15 protein-coding genes are annotated in these 15301 nt (G+C 64.5%); 6 read left to right on the top strand and 9 right to left on the bottom strand.

The features are described 5' to 3' along the window. Positions 1-8: 8 nt before the first annotated feature. The gene (locus tag RTW82_RS08140; protein ID WP_043245761.1) at positions 9-638 is read right to left on the bottom strand and encodes a TetR/AcrR family transcriptional regulator; all 630 of its coding nucleotides are present in this window, start codon (positions 636-638) and stop codon (positions 9-11) included. A gap of 218 nt (positions 639-856) precedes the next feature. On the opposite strand from RTW82_RS08140, the gene moaA reads away from it, so the two are divergent. The 4 genes from moaA to RTW82_RS08120 all read left to right on the top strand — a co-directional run bounded on the left by moaA (position 857) and on the right by RTW82_RS08120 (position 4898). Beyond that, positions 857-1852, top strand: coding sequence for a GTP 3',8-cyclase MoaA (moaA, locus tag RTW82_RS08135; protein ID WP_031288156.1), 996 nt, complete (start codon positions 857-859; stop codon positions 1850-1852). Positions 1853-2014: 162 nt separating this feature from the next. Next, a complete protein-coding gene (locus RTW82_RS08130) occupies positions 2015-3373 on the top strand; it encodes an 8-oxoguanine deaminase (protein WP_184488883.1) in 1359 nt (452 codons plus the stop codon). Positions 3374-3449: 76 nt separating this feature from the next. Then, positions 3450-4262: a substrate-binding periplasmic protein gene (locus RTW82_RS08125; protein WP_316924944.1), complete on the top strand. Its 813-nt coding sequence runs from the start codon at positions 3450-3452 to the stop codon at positions 4260-4262. Between the two features lie 186 nt (positions 4263-4448). After that, positions 4449-4898, top strand: coding sequence for a PA2169 family four-helix-bundle protein (locus tag RTW82_RS08120; protein WP_021220535.1), 450 nt, complete (start codon positions 4449-4451; stop codon positions 4896-4898). 82 nt (positions 4899-4980) lie between these two features. Here the strand turns inward: RTW82_RS08120 and RTW82_RS08115 are convergent, their stop codons facing one another. The 8 genes from RTW82_RS08115 to puuE form a co-directional block, all read right to left on the bottom strand. Continuing rightward, positions 4981-5802 carry an outer membrane protein OmpK gene (locus RTW82_RS08115; RefSeq protein ID WP_410478769.1) on the bottom strand — a complete coding sequence of 274 codons (822 nt, stop codon included), beginning with the start codon at positions 5800-5802 and terminating at the stop codon, positions 4981-4983. A gap of 121 nt (positions 5803-5923) precedes the next feature. Beyond that, positions 5924-6142: a hypothetical protein gene (locus tag RTW82_RS08110; protein ID WP_184488879.1), complete on the bottom strand. Its 219-nt coding sequence runs from the start codon at positions 6140-6142 to the stop codon at positions 5924-5926. 359 nt (positions 6143-6501) lie between these two features. Next, positions 6502-7848, bottom strand: coding sequence for a nucleobase:cation symporter-2 family protein (locus RTW82_RS08105; RefSeq protein ID WP_316924794.1), 1347 nt, complete (start codon positions 7846-7848; stop codon positions 6502-6504). Positions 7849-8104: 256 nt separating this feature from the next. Continuing rightward, entirely contained in the window at positions 8105-9433 is a 1329-nt protein-coding gene (locus tag RTW82_RS08100) for a urate hydroxylase PuuD (RefSeq protein WP_184488876.1), read from the bottom strand. A gap of 53 nt (positions 9434-9486) precedes the next feature. Further along, positions 9487-9990, bottom strand: coding sequence for an ureidoglycolate lyase (locus tag RTW82_RS08095; protein WP_021220531.1), 504 nt, complete (start codon positions 9988-9990; stop codon positions 9487-9489). 65 nt (positions 9991-10055) lie between these two features. Further along, positions 10056-11051: an allantoicase gene (alc, locus tag RTW82_RS08090; protein WP_184488874.1), complete on the bottom strand. Its 996-nt coding sequence runs from the start codon at positions 11049-11051 to the stop codon at positions 10056-10058. Between the two features lie 58 nt (positions 11052-11109). Further along, positions 11110-11625, bottom strand: a complete 516-nt coding sequence (gene uraD, locus RTW82_RS08085) for a 2-oxo-4-hydroxy-4-carboxy-5-ureidoimidazoline decarboxylase (protein WP_316924793.1) — start codon at positions 11623-11625, stop codon at positions 11110-11112. Beyond that, entirely contained in the window at positions 11622-12551 is a 930-nt protein-coding gene (gene puuE, locus RTW82_RS08080; RefSeq protein WP_021220528.1) for an allantoinase PuuE, read from the bottom strand. Before puuE ends, uraD begins: the two co-directional genes overlap by 4 nt. A gap of 407 nt (positions 12552-12958) precedes the next feature. On the opposite strand from puuE, the gene uraH reads away from it, so the two are divergent. After that, complete coding sequence (gene uraH / locus RTW82_RS08075) at positions 12959-13312, top strand: hydroxyisourate hydrolase (protein WP_031288154.1); 354 nt, start codon at positions 12959-12961, stop codon at positions 13310-13312. A 279-nt stretch (positions 13313-13591) separates the two neighbouring features. Continuing rightward, on the top strand, positions 13592-15295 hold the full coding sequence (locus RTW82_RS08070) for a ShlB/FhaC/HecB family hemolysin secretion/activation protein (RefSeq protein ID WP_316924792.1): 1704 nt from the start codon (positions 13592-13594) through the stop codon (positions 15293-15295). Positions 15296-15301: the final 6 nt, after the last annotated feature.

Raw genomic sequence — 15301 nt, 5'->3', positions numbered from 1 at the left:
GGAGCCCCTCAGGCGCTCTGCGCCTGGGGGACCTCTTCCACTTCGCAGCCTTTCAGCACGAGGCGGATGATGGTGTCGGCGGCGGCTTCGTAATCGGCATCGCTGAGGCTGGCCTTGCCGGTGACGACGGAGATCTGCCAGTCGAAGTCGGCATAGGTCTGGGTCGCGGCCCAGATGCTGAACAGCAGGTGGCTGGGGTCGATCCTGGCCATCAGCCCCTGGTCGATCCAGCCCTGGATGCAGGCGATGTTGTGGCGGGCCTGCTCATTCAGGTGGGCGGTCTGCTCGGCGGAGAGGTGCGGCGCGCCGTGCATGATCTCGCTGGCGAACACCTTGGAGGCGTAGGGCAGCTCGCGGGAGATGCGGATCTTCGAGCGGATGTAGGCCTTGAGCACATCACCCGGGTGCCCGCCCGCATTGAACGGGTGGGAGGCGGCCAGCAACGGCTCGACGATGCTTTCGAGCACCTCGCGATAGAGGTTCTCCTTGGACTTGAAGTAGTAGTAGACGTTGGGCTTTGGCAGGCCGGCCTTGGCTGCGATGTCGCTGGTCTTGGTGGCGGCGAAACCCTTGTCGGCAAACTCTTCACTGGCTGCCCGCAGGATCAGCTCTTTATTGCGCTCGCGAATGCTGCTCACATCTGCTCCTCTGTGCACTCGCCGGTGCCGTCACGGGTCGGCTGGCGGGCGGTCGGGCATGGTAGCACCGGGCTCCCGGGCCTCTCAAGCAAGCGGGTAGGGCGCTGCAGGGGCCGGGCGAAAGGTTTCTGTATACAAGATTTGCGATTTCTGTTTTTATTCCGCATCCGTCCATGCCGCCGGGGTCCTGACCGGCGCGTGTTGCGGCAGGCTGCACCATGCAAGACAGCACATTGCGCGACCCCTTCGGTCGCCGGATCACCTACCTGCGCCTCTCGGTCACCGACCGTTGCGACTTCCGTTGCACCTACTGCATGAGCGAAGACATGGTCTTCGCTCCGCGGGCGCAGATACTCAGCCTCGAAGAACTCTACGCCGTGGCCGATGCTTTCATCGGGCTCGGGGTCAAGCGCATCCGCGTGACCGGTGGCGAGCCGCTGGTGCGCAAGGGCGTGACCGGCCTGCTGGCCCGGCTCGGCGCCCGTAGCGAACTGGATGACCTGGCCATCACCAGCAACGGCTCGCAGCTCGCCCACATGGCCCAGGACCTGCGCGCCGCCGGCGTTACCCGCCTCAATATCAGCCTCGATTCCCTGCAGCGCGAGCGCTTCGCCGCCTTCACCCGTCGCGATAGCCTCGACCAGGTGCTGGCCGGCATCGACGCCGCGCGTGCGGCCGGCTTCCGTCGCATCAAGCTCAACACCGTGGTGCAGAAGGGCCGCAATGACGATGAGGTGGAGGACCTGGTGGCCTTCGCCGTCGAACGCGATCTGGATATCAGCTTCATCGAGGAGATGCCCCTGGGCAGCATCTCCAGCCACGAGCGCAAGGTCACCCTGTGCACCTCCGAAGAGGTGCGCGAGCGGGTCGAACAGCGCTTCCAGCTGCTGCCCAGCAGCCATCGCACCGGTGGCCCCTCGCGTTACTGGCAGGTGATCGGCAGCAATACCCAGGTCGGTTTCATTTCCCCCCACAGCCGCAACTTCTGCGGCGACTGCAACCGCGTGCGCGTCACCGCTGAAGGCAAGCTGGTGCTGTGCCTCGGCCACGAAGGTGCGCTGGACCTCAAGGCCCTGATCCGTCGCCACCCCGGTGACAGCGATCGGCTCCGCGCAGCGCTGGTGGATGCCTTGAGGTTGAAGCCGGAGCGGCACCATTTCGAGGCGGATTCCCAGGTACAAGTCGTCCGCTTCATGAGCACCACCGGCGGCTGATCGGGCGGCTGGGCTTAGCCCTGGCTGCGTTGCTTCATCTCGCCGTACGTAACGTACTGATCGTCGATGAAGCGCCTTGCCATGGCGTCTCCCAGCAACCCGATCCGTTGCTGCATTCCTTTTCAAGAACAAAAGCGCCCCTGAGGGCAGAGGAGAATACGCATGGGCAAGACATTGCTGGTGAAGAACGCTGACCTGCTGGTCACGATGGACGGCGAGCGTCGTGAGCTGAAGCAGGGCGGGCTGTTCATCGAGGACAACATCATCCGTCAGGTGGGGCCCAGCGCCGAGCTGCCGCAGACCGCCGACGAGGTGCTGGACCTCAAGGGCCATATCGTCATCCCCGGCCTGGTCAACACCCACCACCACATGTATCAGAGCCTCACCCGCGTGGTGCCGGCCGCCCAGGACGGCGAGTTGTTCAACTGGCTGACCAACCTCTACCCGATCTGGGCGCGCCTGACTCCGGAGATGATCCAGGTCTCCACCCAGACGGCGATGGCCGAGCTTATCCTCTCCGGCTGCACCACCTCCAGCGACCACCTGTACATCTACCCCAACGGCTGCAAGCTGGATGACAGCATCCACGCCGCCGGGGAGATCGGCATGCGCTTCCACGCCGCGCGCGGCAGCATGAGCGTCGGCCGCAGCCAGGGCGGCCTGCCGCCGGATTCGGTGGTGGAGAAGGAGGCGGACATCCTCAAGGAGTCCCAGCGCCTGATCGAGGATTACCACGACGCGTCCCACGGCTCGATGCTGCGGGTGGTGGTGGCGCCGTGCTCGCCCTTCTCGGTGAGCCGCGACCTGATGCGCGAGGCGGCGGTGCTGGCGCGCCAGTACGGCGTGTCGCTGCACACCCACCTGGCGGAGAACGTCAACGACATCGCCTACAGCCGCGAGAAGTTCGGCATGACCCCGGCCGAGTACGCCGAGGACCTGGGTTGGGTCGGTCATGACGTGTGGCACGCCCACTGCGTGCAGCTCGACCAGCACGGCATCGACCTGTTCGCCCGCACCGGCACCGGTGTCGCCCACTGCCCCTGCTCGAACATGCGCCTGGCGTCCGGCATCGCGCCGATCCGCCGCATGCGCGATGCCGGCGTACCGGTCGGCCTGGGCGTGGACGGCTCGGCGTCCAACGACGGCGCCACCATGATCGGCGAGGTGCGCCAGGCCCTGCTGCTGCAACGCGTCGGCTTCGGCCCTGATGCCATGACCGCGCGCGAGGCCCTGGAGATCGCCACCCTGGGCGGCGCCAAGGTGCTCAACCGCAACGACATCGGCGCCCTGGCGCCGGGCATGGTGGCGGACTTCGTCGCCTTCGACCTGAAGCAGATCGCCTTTGCCGGCGCCCTGCACGACCCGCTGGCGGCCCTGGTGTTCTGCGCCCCGGCCCAGGTCTCCCACAGCGTGATCAACGGCCGCCAGGTGGTGAAGGACGGCCAGTTGATGACGGTCGACCTGCCGCGCGTGATCGAGCGCCACAACCGCCTCGCCCACCAGCTGGTGCTGGGCGAGTGATGGTGCGCCGGCCGCGCTTGCCTCGCGGCCGGCCCCTGTTCCTCGACATAAGGAGAGTCTCTTGAGAGCACGGTATCTGGGTTGGCTGCTGGCCGGCCTGTTGCCCCTGGGCGCCGCCCATGGGGAAAGCTATGTGGTGGGCGTCGAGCGCCAGTCCTTCCAGCCGCACTACTGGGTCGACGAGCAGGGCGAGTACCGCGGCTTCGCCCGCGAGGTGCTGGACCTTTTCGCCCGCAGCGAGCACATCGAACTGAGCTACCGCGCAGTGCCGGTCACCGAACTCACCGGGCGCCTGCTCAAGGGCGAGGTGGACCTGAAGTACCCGGACAGCCCCGAATGGGCCGACGACCTCAAGGCCGGCAAACCCATGGCCTACAGCGAGCCGGTGGTGGGGTACGTGGATGGCGTGCTGGTGGAGCCCCAGCGGGTCGGGCAGGGCGTCGAGACCCTGCAGCGGCTGGCCATGGTGCAGGGTTGGACGCCCCGTGGCTACCAGTCGCGCATCGACGAGGGCAAGGTGCAGCTGGTGCAGGGCAACGACCTGCGGCAGATGATCCGCCAGGCGTTGAAGAAGCAGGCTGACGGCGCCTATTTCAACGTGGTGGTCGCCACCTATTACCTGGACAACATCCGTGCCCGCCCGGGTGCCCTTGTGTTCGACCCCTCGCTGCCGCACACCCGTGGCACCTTCCAGCTCTCCAGCTCCCGTCACCCCGAGCTGATCCAGCGCTTCAACCGCTTCCTGGCCGAACACAAGGGCGAGGTGGACGCGCTCAAGGCGCAGTACCGCGTCGAGGCCAACCTCGATTCCGAGTACATGGGCCTGGAGCAGTGGAAGGTGGATTACCTGAAGCGACAGAAGAGCAAGGACGCCCCCGCCAAACCCTGATCGACGAACGGGCCGCTCCGCGTGGGGCGGCCCGTATCCCGCCGACTCGCTGCGCTTGCGGTGAACCGCCCCGGCTTGCCTCGTGGCCGAAACCTTGAACCATCGGAAATTCCGTCCGGTCCATTTTCCTGAGTGGCTGAGGAAGAAACTCGGCTGGAATCCCTACCGGAAAAAGAGGAAAGCACGATGGATAACCACAAGGCTATCTCCGTTCTCAACGACCTGATCGAAACCAGCAAGGATGGCGAAAAGGGGTTTCTCGAATGCGCCGAGGACATCAAGAATCCCCAGTTGAAAGCCACCTTCACCCAGCGCTCCCAGGAATGTGCACGCGCCGCTGCCGAGCTGCAGCAGGTGGTCCGTTCCATGGGCGGTGACCCGGAAACCTCCTCCAGCGTGGCGGGTGCCGTGCACCGTCGCTGGATCGACCTCAAGGCGCTGGTCACCGGCAAGGACGACACGGCGATTCTCAACGAGTGCGAGCGCGGCGAAGACGTGGCGCTGAAGCACTACAAGGAAGCACTGGGCAAGGAGCTGCCGGCGCCCGCGCGTTCCATCGTCGAGAAGCAACTGCTCGGCGTGCAGCGCAACCATGACCAGATCAAGGCCCTGCGCAATCTGGCCAAGGCCAGCTGATGCGGGCCCCGGTGGCTTCCCGGCCGCCAAAGAAAAAGGGATGGCGTTTTGCGCCATCCCTTTTTTCATGCTGCCTGCAGGATCAGAAGTGCACTTTCACCAGCAGGCTGGCGGTGTTCTGGTCGGTACCGCCGAGAATCTCGTCGCCGAGGAAGCTGTCGTTGTCGATGGCGTACTTGTTGGTCCAGTAGTCGTATTCGAAACCGACATACAGCTGCTTGGCGCCGAGGTTCATGGCCTTGCCCAGGTCGTACTTGATCTGCGGGTTGAAGTGCAGGTTGGCGTGCAGGTCGTTCGGGCGGCTGCTGGTGCCGTCCTTGTTGTTCCACACCCAGTCCATGAAGCCGTCGATGAGGATGTCGGAGTTGCCCACCGGAATGGTGTACGACCACACCGGGGTGACCTGCCACTGGCCGGCGGGGTTGTTGGTGATGCCGTCGGGCTTGCGGTAGTAGAAGTTCAGCTGGAAGAAATCGAAGCCGGGGATGGCCAGGTCGAAGCCTGGGCCGAGCAGGTAGTTCTGGTTGCGGTTCTCGCCACGCTCGTAGGTGGCGGCCAGCAGTACGTCGGTCACCGGGCCGAAGGCGATCTTCTGATCGAACAGCTTGCCGAAGGACAGGCGCGGCTGGATTTCACCGTAGTAGGTGTTGTTGCCCGCATTGGCGTCGGCCTTGCCGTTGTAGTTGATCTGGTCGGCGAAGATGAACAGGTCGCCCCAGGTCCAGCCGCTGGCGTGCTCGAAGGTGAAGGTCTGCTGGATTTCCGGGTTGACCTTGAAATCCTTGCCATAGAGGTAGGTGACGCTGTTGTTCTGCCAGAGCAGCGGGCCGTCGGCCATGGCCTGCCCTCCCGCCAGGAGGCCTGCGGTAAGGGCGATGCAGTGAGGCAGATGCTTCAGGTTCATGCGGTTTTCCTTATTTTTCAGGGCTTCAGGTTGGCCTCTACGCAGCCGGCAGGAAGCCGCCCGACGGAGCAGGGCGGTCTTGCTGGAGGCGTGGAGGGATTCCGGGTTGGCCGTCCTGGCGTCAGCTCGGCATGACGACGCGGTCGGTCTTCGGATTCCAGGGCGGCGACGGGCGATCTTCAGCGCTGGGCTGTTCGGCTGCGTCGTGCGATATGCGCCGGGCCTCGTGGGGGAAGGCCGCGGTGGGGAATGTCGTGAACGGGGAGGGCAGGACAGTGGGCATGTCGCGGTCCGGGCGGCGGACGGCGCCGGATGTGCCGGTCTGGGCGGATGCGTTCATCGTTCAAAGCCTGCCTGTTGTTTTTGTAGGTCGTGGGCTTGCGGGTTACAGCCGTCCCGCGGGCCGCCTCGCGTTCGGAAACTGAACTGCGGGTCAGGTTTTGCGAATATAGCATCCTGTTTACAAGCTGGGTAACAAAATAAATCAAAATTGTGTACATAAAATCGGCTGTTTTGCCTGCGACCGATCGACTCGCCACGCGCCTCCCCCGAACGCCCTGTGAAGCACGCCATCCCTGCACGAAGCCCCTACGTGCCTCGCCGTTCCGTTCGGAGATGGATGCCATAAAAAAGCCCGCTTTGTAGGCGGGCTGTAATTCCTGTCCTCACCGGGTGGGTGCATTCAGGTGGGAGCAAAACTCAGTGGGCGGCGCAGTGTCGGCTGCGTTCCTTCTCACCCAGGATGTTGAACAGGATGTTGAGCACCAGGGCGCTGACGGTGGCCATGGCGATGCCGCTGTGGGTGATGGGTTCCATCCAGTGGGGCAGGTGGGCGAAGAATTCGGGGCGCACCACCGGCGCCATGCCCATCCCCATGCTCACGGCCACCAGCAACTGGTTGCGACGGTCGGTGATGTCCGCTTCGTGGAGAATCTTGATGCCGGTGGCGGCGACCATGCCGAACATCGCCAGGCCCGCACCGCCCAGGACCGCAGGCGGAATGGAGGCCACCAGGAAGGCGGCCTTGGGCAGCAGGCTGAGGGTGATCAGGAACAGGCCGGCAACGGCGGTGACGTAGCGGCTGCGCACGCCAGTCATCTGTACCAGGCCGATGTTCTGGGCGAAGGAAGAGTGGGTGAAGGTGTTGAAGAAGCCGGCGAAGAAGGACGCGCCAGCGTCGCACAGCAGGCCACGGCGCAGGGCTTTCGGGCAGACCTCGCGGCCGGTGATCTTGCCCAGGGCGAGGAACATGCCGGTGGACTCGACGAAGATGATCACCACCACCAGGCACATGGACAGCACCGGTGCCAGTTCGAACTTGGGCATGCCGAAGTGCAGCGGGGTGACCACCTGGAACCAGGGCGCCTGCTCCAGGCCGGCGAGGTCGACCATGCCCATGCCGCCGGCGACCAGGTAGCCCACGGCCATGCCGATCAGCACCGAGACGTTGACCCAGAAGCCGCGCATGAAGCGGTTCACCAGCAGGATGATGCCGAGCACCAGGGCGGCGACCGCGAGGTATTCCAGGGCGCCGAACTGCACCGCCTTGTTGCCGCCGCCGGCCCAGTTCACTGCGACGGGGAAGAGGGTGAGGCCGATGGAGGTGATCACCGTGCCGGTCACCAGCGGCGGGAAGAAACGCACGATGCGCGCCATGAAGGGAGCCAGCAGCAGGCCGAAGAAGCCGGCTGCGATGGTCGCGCCGAAAATACCCTGCAGGCCGACGCCGGGCATGCCGGCCATCACCACCATGCTGCCGACGGCGGCGAAGCTCGCGCCCATCATCACCGGCATGCGGATGCCTACCGGGCCGATGCCGAGCGACTGCACCAGGGTGGCGATGCCGGCGACCAGCAGGTCGGCGTTGATCAGGAAGGCGATTTCTTCGCGGGACAGGCCGGCCGCCTGGCCGACGATCAGCGGCACGGCCACGGCGCCGCCGTACATCAGCAGTACGTGCTGGATGCCGACGAGCAGGAGTTGCAGCAGAGGCAGGCGTTGATCGGCGGGCGGAATGGCGAGCTCGGGCTCGGTCAGCTTGGTCATGCAACACCTCTGGCGCTTTTGTTTTTGTTGAGCCTTATAGGCCGCAGCCGGCAAAGGCCGGCTGCGATCCTGGTATTCATGTTTCTGCCATCCAGGCCCAGCTGTGGGCGGTGGATGGGGGCACGCGGAACAAATGGCAGGGCCTGATGCTGGAGGTGCACCGGAACGCCGTGCCGGAAGACGATAAAAAAAGCCTGCCTGGGGCAGGCTTGAAACACGGGCCGCAGCTTGGGGATGCGGCCCGTCGTGGTCGAGATCAGTTGGTCTTGGCGCCCTGTGCGATCCAGGAGCCGATCAGGTCACGCTCGGCCTGGGTCATCTGGGTGATGTTGCCCAGCGGCATGATCTGGGTGGCGACGGCCTGAGCCTGGATCTTCGGCGCGAGGGCCTGGATCTGCTGCGGAGTGTCGAACATCACGCCACCCGGAGCCGCCGTGAACAGGGGGCTGGTGGGGGTGGCGGAATGGCAGACGGAGCAGCGTTCCTGGATCACGCTGTGGACCTTGTCGAAGTCCGCACTGCCGGCATTGGCCTGGGCGGTAGCGGGCGCCTGCTCGGTGGCGGGCTGGGCCGGAGCCTGGGCCTGCTCAGCGGGCTTGCTGGCTTCGGTGGTGGCTGCCGGCGCTGCGGCTTCGGTCTTGGCCGGTGCGGTGACCGGGGCGACGTTGGCGGTGGGCGCGGTGGCGGCCTTGTAGTTCGGCGAGGTGACGAAGGCCAGGCAGATCATGCCCAGTGCGCCGGCCGGGAGGGTCCAGGCGAACTTGTTGCTCTCGTGGCGGGTGTTGAAGTAGTGGCGCACGAGAACGGCGATCACCGCGATCCCGGCCAGGATCAGCCAGTTGTACTTGCTGCCGTAGGTGCTCGGGAAGTGGTTGCTGATCATGATGAACAGCACCGGCAGGGTGAAGTAGTTGTTGTGGCGCGAGCGCAGCAGGCCCTTGGCCGGCAGGGCCGGGTCCGGGGTGCGGTTCTCTTCGATCGCCTTAACCAGTGCACGCTGTGCCGGCATGATGATGCGGAACACGTTGCCGACCATGATGGTGCCGATCAGTGCGCCGACGTGGATGTAGGCACCACGACCGCTGAACACCTGGGTGAAGCCCCATGCCGCGCCGATCACCAGCACGAAGAGGATCAGGCCGAGCAGGGCGGGTTGCTTGCCCAGGGGCGAGTCGCACAGCAGGTCGTAGATGAACCAGCCGGCGATCAGCGAACCCACGCCGATGGCGATGGCTGCCGCAGGGGCGAGGTCCAGGCCGGGGGCGATCAGGTACAGGGTCGGGTTCAGGTAGAACACCACGGTCAGCAGGGCGACGCCCGACAGCCAGGTGAAATAGGCTTCCCATTTGAACCAGTGCAGGTTGTCCGGCATTTTCGGCGGGGCGAGCTTGTATTTCTCCAGGTGGTAGATGCCACCCCCGTGGATCGCCCACAGGTCACCGGCCAGCCCGTCGCGCGGGGCCTTGCGGTTGAGGTTGTTCTCCAGCCAGACGAAATAGAACGATGCGCCGATCCAGGCGATACCGGTGATCATGTGAACCCAGCGAATGCTCAGGTTCAGCCATTCGGTCAGATGTGCTTCCACAGTACGTACCTCTTTCCCGAACGATCGGCACGGCGATCGCTGGGCTTCTCTTATTAGTGGTGGGGGTCGAGGAAGAGCTGTTCGTCCTCGGTGAAGTAATGCTCATCGCAGTTGTTGCCAGAACCACTGCGATCAACCACCAGGAAGTCATCCCGCTTTTCGATCGTCAGCACCGGGTGGTGCCAAACGCCGCGATGGTAATTAACGCCCTGCTTGCCATTGGTGAGGAAAGCACGGACCAGACCCGGTACAGGTGCATCGCCAACGGGCGCGACCACGACCAGAAAGGGGTTGCCGAGCAGCGGTATGAAGGCCTGGCTGCCCTGCGGATGTCGTTCAAGCATGCTGATGGGGCGGGGCATCTCCAGGGATTCGGCGCTGAAGATGCTGATGATCGCCTTGTCGTCCGGCTGGGCCGTTTCGACGGTGGCCAGCTTGTGGTAGCGGCGGGTGGAGCCGTTGTTGATCATGAAGAATTCGCTGCCTTCGGTTTCGATGACGTCACCGAACGCGGCAAAGGCTTCTTTGGTCAGGGGCTCGATCTTGAGAGTGCGCATGCTGTTCTTCTTATCCTTACTGTCGCCCCGCCACGGTGACGGGGGTTGCCGGAAGCTGTCCGGCGTTAACTGGCCACCTTGCCGAACAGGCGCAGGCGGCTGACGCCTCCGTCCGGAAACACGTTCAGGCGTACGTGGGTGACGGGGCCGAGGGCCCGGATCTGTTCGGTGTATTCGTGCTCGGTGTGCATCGAGAGCTTCTGGCTCGGCAGCAGTTCGCGCCAGAACAGGCTCTGGGTCTCGATCTGGCTGTCGGTGCCGCCTTTGACGAAGGCCGCCTGGATCGAGCAGCTGTCGGGGTAGTTGCCCTTGAAGTGCAGGGTGTCGACCACGATGCGCTCGATTTCGCCGGGGTGGCCGAGGGCGACTATCACCCAGTCGTTGCCAGGCGTGCGGCGGCGGGCGGTTTCCCAGCCGTCACCCATGTTGATGCCACGGCCCGGGTTGAGGATGTTGCCCATGCGGCCGAAGTGCTCGTCGGAGCAGGCCAGCGCGCGGCCGCCATTGAGGGCGGCGGCGAGGTCGACCTGCTCGTTGTCGCCGACCGCGCTCCAGTCGCGATGGGGCACGCCGTATACGCGTAGGCGCGCCACACCACCATCGGGGTAGATGTTGAAACGCAGGTGGGTGAAGGCCTGGTCGTTGTCGATCGCGTGGTAGTGGTGGCTGTCGCCCTTGAGCTCAACCGCGCCGAGCACGTCGCTCCACTGGGTGTTCTCGTCCGGGTCGCCGTTGGCCACGAAGCAGCCTTCGAGGGACGCGGACGGCGGGTAGTTGCCGGTGAAGAAGCTGGTGTCGATGTCCACGCCCTTGATCGAGCCCGGTACACCCAGGCGGATCACGGCATGGTCGTAACCTTCGAAGCGCTTGCGGCGGGATTCCCAGCCGTCCATCCACTTGCCGTTGTCGTCGAACACGCCTTCCTTCCAGACGGCCGCGGTCGGCTGGAACAGGCGGTTGACGTCAGCGAACCAGTCGTCGGTGACCGAGATGGCTCGGGTCCCGAGACGGGCATCGGCTAGGTTGACGTACTTTTCGAAGGGGACTGCGTAGCTCTTCATCGTTGCTGTCTGCCTTGAAACAGTGGCATTGCGTGGTGCGGCGTGCGTGCAGCTGGGGTTACATCTGCTGCAGGCGGAACAGCGCGATCTTGTTGATCTCGGCCAGGGCCCGGCTGAACTCGGCTTCGGGGGAGTTGTGGATGCGCTCCTCGAAGGCCGCCAGGATCTGGTGCCGATTGCTGCCCTTCACCGCCATGATGAAAGGGAACCCGAACTTGGCCTTGTAGGCGTCGTTCAGCTCGGTGAAGCGCGTGAACTCTTCAGCCGTGCATTCGTGGATGCCGGCACCGGCCTGTTCGCTGGTGCTGGCTTCGGTCAGTTCGCCACGGACGGCGGCCTTGCCTGCCAGGTCCGGGTGAGCGTTGATCAGGGCCAGCTGGGCATCGTGGCTGGCGCTGAGGAGGATGTCGGACATGCGCTGATGCAGGCCGTCGATCTGGTCGACGCTGGCGTCCAGGCCGAGGTCGTAGGCCTTCTCGGCGACCCAGGGCGAATGCTCGTAGATGTCGGCGAAGGCGCTGACGAAGGCATCGCGGGACAGGCTGGACGGGGTGATCTTCTGGAAGCTGCTCATTGGGCGTTGCCTTGGAAAGGGTGGGTGGTGTGCCAGTGGCGGGCGATGTCCACGCGGCGGGCGAACCAGACCTTGTCGTGGCTCTTCACGTATTCGATGAAGCGGGCCAGGGCGGCGAGGCGCGCGGGGCGGCCCAGCAGGCGGCAGTGCATGCCGATGGACAGCATCTTCGGCGCGCCGGCTGCACCTTCGGCGTAGAGCACGTCGAAGGCGTCCTTCAAGTATTCGTAGAAGTCGTCGCCCTTGTTGAAGCCCTGCACCTGGGTGAAGCGCATGTCGTTGGTGTCGAGGGTGTAGGGGATGACCAGGTGCGGCTTCTCCACGGTGCTGGCCGGGTCCCAGTAGGGCAGGTCGTCATCGTAGGTGTCGGAGTCGTAGAGGAAGCCACCTTCCTCCATCACCAGGCGGCGGGTGTTCGGGCCGGTACGGCCGGTGTACCAGCCCACGGGGCGCTCGCCGGTCAGTTCGGTGAGGATGCGGATGGCCTCGAGCATGTGCTCGCGCTCCTGCTCCTCGCTCATGTACTGGTAGTCGATCCAGCGGTAGCCGTGGCTGCAGATCTCGTGGCCGGCCTCGACCATGGCGCGGATGGCGTCCGGGTGACGCTGGGCGGCCATGGCGACGGCGAAGATGGTCAGCGGGATGTCGTGCTTCTTGAACAGGTTGAGCAGGCGCCAGACGCCGACACGGCTACCGTATTCGTAGAGGGATTCCATGCTCATGTTGCGCGCGCCCTGCAGGGGCTGCGCCGCGACCATCTCGGAGAGGAAGGCTTCGGATTCCTTGTCGCCATGAAGGATGTTGCGTTCGCCGCCTTCCTCATAGTTGAGGACGAAGGAGAGGGCGACGCGAGCCTCGCCCGGCCAGTGCGGATGCGGGGGATTGCTGCCGTAGCCGATCAGGTCGCGGGGGTAGTCGAGGCTCACTACTGGATTCCTTCTTGTCTATTGAGGGTTCGCGGAGCCGTGGCTGCGCGAACGCGATGGGTGATTGTATACAAATGTCGTTGCGTTTTGTAAATCGAATATTTGCCCAAGTCGACGTTCTGCAGGTTTGCAAAAAACTTGCCTGATTGGTCAGCTCTTTGCAATAAAACCCTTGTCGGGTGGAGGTATGCATCAAAATGGTGCCAGCTGCCCGAGCGCCCATGGAGGTGGGAAAAATTCTCGAATAATTGTGTACAATTCTGAAGAATAATGTCTTATATTTGTCGCATCGCGGTGCCTTGGATGCCCTTTCATGGGGCGGTAGGCACCCTGGATGCACCGAATTCAACGAGAAGAGGAGGCGTGGCAACCGCGGGTCGACGACTGCAGCGGGAGCCCGGAAAGCAATGGGACGATTGACCACCCACGTACTGGATGCCGCCCACGGTTGCCCTGGCAGCGACATCAGCATCGAGCTCTACCGCGTCGAGAACGGCGGCATGGAGCTGATCACCCGCACCACCACCAACGACGACGGCCGTTGCGATGCTCCCCTGCTGCAGGGCGAGAGCTACGCCACCGGCGTCTATCAGCTGCACTTCCATGCGGGCGACTATTACCGCAAGCGTGGCGTGAAACTGCCCGAGCAGGCCTTCCTCGACGTGGTCGTGCTGCGTTTCGGCATCAGTGCCGAGCAGGACCACTACCACGTGCCGCTGCTGATCTCCCCCTACAGCTACTCCACCTACCGCGGTAGCTAGTACCCGTCTTACCCCCTGACTCATCAGCGAGTCCTTTTTCCCAGCCCGTCCACACTGCGGGCTTTTTTTTGCCTGCGATTTGGCGCCTGTCGGCATGGAGCTAGACAGGAGAGTCCTATCTGGACTGCGTGGTATGGCACTTTCGTACCAGGGTGATCGCATTTCGCCCCTCTCTGACGAGTGGTTCGCATTTGGTCGGGAAAGGGCTTGAGCAAAGTCGCTGGCGCCATAAAAATGCCGCCCCGATGTCGAGATGCCACTATTCCAAGGAAGGTCGCAATGCGTCTGCAGTCTTTCGCTGCGGGCTTCTGCCTGCTTTTTCCCGCTTTTTCTGTTTTTGCCGCTGACAGCCCCGGCGCGCCCTTCGCGGGTGATCGCGACCTGATCCGCGAGCGCCAGGACCGCATCCTCGAAGAACAGCGCAAGCGCCTGCAGGACCTGCAGCAACTGCCCGGCCGCGAGGCTCCCGTCCAGCCCAGCGCCCCCGCCAGCCAGGGGCCGTGCTTCGACATCCGCAGCATCCGCCTGCAGGGTGCCAGCCTGATTTCCGCGTCGCGCCAGCGCGAGCTGCTCAAGCCCTTCGAAAACCAGTGCCTGGACAGCGGGCGCCTCAACGAGCTGCTCAAGGCCATCACCCAGCACTACATCGACAAGGGCTACGTCACTTCGCGCGCCTACCTGCCGCAGCAGGACCTGGCCGACGGCGAGCTGGACGTCATCGTGGTCGAAGGCAAGCTCGAAGGCCTCGACAGCTCTGCCATCGCCAGCGACCGCGAGCTGGCCATGGCGTCGCCCGCCCGCAACGGCAAAGTGCTCGACCTGCGCGAAATGGAACAGCTGGTGGACCAGATCAACCGCCTGCCGTCGCGCCCCGCGCAACTGGAACTGGTGCCCGGCGCGGACGTGGGTGGCAGCCGCGTGCAGCTCAAGGGCGAGCCGAGCAAACCCTGGCGCGTGGGCCTGAACCGTCACAACGACGGCCAGCGCAGCACCGGCGAGCAGCAATGGGGCGCCAGCCTCGACTGGGACAGCCCCTTCGGCCTGGCCGACCAGCTCAGCCTGCGCGGCGGCGGTGACCTGGTCAGCGACCACTGGAAGCACTCGGCCAACCAGAGCTTTCTCTACAACCTGCCGTACGGCTGGTGGAACTTCAGCTACGCCTACAGCCAGAGCTACTACCGCACCCGCAACGACAACAGCGGCTTCCCCTTCGTCACCGACGGCGAGAGCAAGAACCACCAGTTGCGCGCCGAGCGTGTGCTGCACCGCGACAGCGTCAGCAAGACCGCCGCCAGCCTCGGCATCGCCCATGTGGAAACGCGCAACTACGTGGAGAACAGCCTGCTCGGCACTTCCAGCCCGCGCCTGACCGAATCCCAACTGGGCTTCAACCATGGCCGCCGTATCGGCAACGCCTTCGTCAACGTCGATATCGGCTGGCAGCGTGGTATCGGCGCCTTCGATGCCCAGCACGATCGCACGCCGTTCCATGGTTCGCCCGAGGCCCGCTACAACAAGTACAGCCTCACCGCCAGCTATCTGCAGTCCTTCCAGTTGCTGGGGGAATCCTTCAGCTTCGACAGCCTGGTCAACGGCCAACACAGCGAAGACGTGCTCTACAGCCCGCAACGCATCAGCGTCGGCGGCCTCAGTTCGGTGCGTGGCTTCAAGGAGCAATCCCTCTCCGGCGACACCGGCGCCTACTGGCGCAACCAGCTGCGCTGGCGCCGGCCGGTGACTTGGGCTGTGCTGCAGCCCTTCGTGCAGGAATACGGTGCTGCCTTCGCCTACGACCTGGGGGTGATCCACGGCGATCGCTACAACCCCGGCCAGAGCGGCCGCCTCAGCGGCAACGCCTTCGAGTTCAGCGCCCGGGGCCAGCACCTGGCCGCCTCGGTCACCTTCGCGCGGTCCCTGGAACGCCCTGACGCCATCACGCGCCAGGAGCACCCGGTGTACTTCCGCTTCGACCTCTTCTTCTGATTTCAG

Source organism: Pseudomonas sp. zfem005 (genome assembly GCF_032621735.1).
Taxonomy (GTDB): domain Bacteria; phylum Pseudomonadota; class Gammaproteobacteria; order Pseudomonadales; family Pseudomonadaceae; genus Metapseudomonas; species Metapseudomonas solani.
The sequence above is the reverse complement of the archived record's forward strand: the minus strand, read 5'-3'. Positions and strand labels throughout refer to the sequence as shown.